Here is a 1,413-nt window from a genome sequence, read left to right on the forward strand (position 1 = left end):
GGCTGAGACCTGATGCCGAGCCGATTGTGGTGAAGTGGATGATCCTATGCTGTCGAGAAAAGCCTCTAGCGAGTTTCATGGCGGCCCGTACCCTAAACCGACTCAGGTGGTCAGGTAGAGAATACCGAGGCGTTCGGGTGAACTATGGTTAAGGAATTCGGCAAAATGCCCCCGTAACTTCGGGAGAAGGGGGGCCACACCTGGTGAGGGAACTTGCTTCCTGAGCTGGGGGTGGCCGCAGAGACCAGCGAGAAGCGACTGTTTACTAAAAACACAGGTCCGTGCGAAGCCGTAAGGCGATGTATACGGACTGACGCCTGCCCGGTGCTGGAACGTTAAGGGGACCGGTTAGCTCACTTTCGGGTGGGCGAAGCTGAGAACTTAAGCGCCAGTAAACGGCGGTGGTAACTATAACCATCCTAAGGTAGCGAAATTCCTTGTCGGGTAAGTTCCGACCTGCACGAATGGCGTAACGACTTCTCGACTGTCTCAACCATAGGCCCGGTGAAATTGCACTACGAGTAAAGATGCTCGTTTCGCGCAGCAGGACGGAAAGACCCCGGGACCTTTACTACAGTTTGATATTGGTGTTCGGTTCGGCTTGTGTAGGATAGCTGGGAGACTGTGAAGCCTGGACGCCAGTTCGGGTGGAGTCGTCGTTGAAATACCAGTCTGGTCGTGCTGGATGTCTAACCCGGGTCCGTGATCCGGATCGGGGACAGTGTCTGATGGGTAGTTTAACTGGGGCGGTTGCCTCCTAAAGGGTAACGGAGGCGCCCAAAGGTTCCCTCAGCCTGGTTGGCAATCAGGTGTTGAGTGTAAGTGCACAAGGGAGCTTGACTGTGAGACCGACGGGTCGAGCAGGGACGAAAGTCGGGACTAGTGATCCGGCGGTGGCTTGTGGAAGCGCCGTCGCTCAACGGATAAAAGGTACCCCGGGGATAACAGGCTGATCTTCCCCAAGAGTCCATATCGACGGGATGGTTTGGCACCTCGATGTCGGCTCGTCGCATCCTGGGGCTGGAGTCGGTCCCAAGGGTTGGGCTGTTCGCCCATTAAAGCGGTACGCGAGCTGGGTTTAGAACGTCGTGAGACAGTTCGGTCCCTATCCGCTGTGCGCGTAGGAGTCTTGAGAAGGGCTGTCCCTAGTACGAGAGGACCGGGACGGACGAACCTCTGGTGTGCCAGTTGTTCTGCCAAGGGCATGGCTGGTTGGCTACGTTCGGGAGGGATAACCGCTGAAAGCATCTAAGCGGGAAGCCTGCTTCGAGATGAGGACTCCCACCCACTTGATGGGGTAAGGCTCCCAGTAGACGACTGGGTTGATAGGCCAGGTCTGGAAGCCCGGTAACGGGTGGAGGTGACTGGTACTAATAGGCCGAGGGCTTGTCCTCAGTTGCTCGCGTCCACTGT

Annotated in this window: 1 rRNA gene; it reads left to right on the top strand. The window is 56.8% G+C overall.

The annotated features are described in order from the left end of the window. A 23S ribosomal RNA gene (locus ACFYZE_RS36095) occupies positions 1 to 1,394 on the top strand; the annotation flags it as partial. Positions 1,395 to 1,413 lie beyond the last annotated feature (19 nt).

Source organism: Streptomyces sp. NPDC001796, assembly GCF_042892355.1.
Lineage (GTDB): Bacteria > Actinomycetota > Actinomycetes > Streptomycetales > Streptomycetaceae > Streptomyces.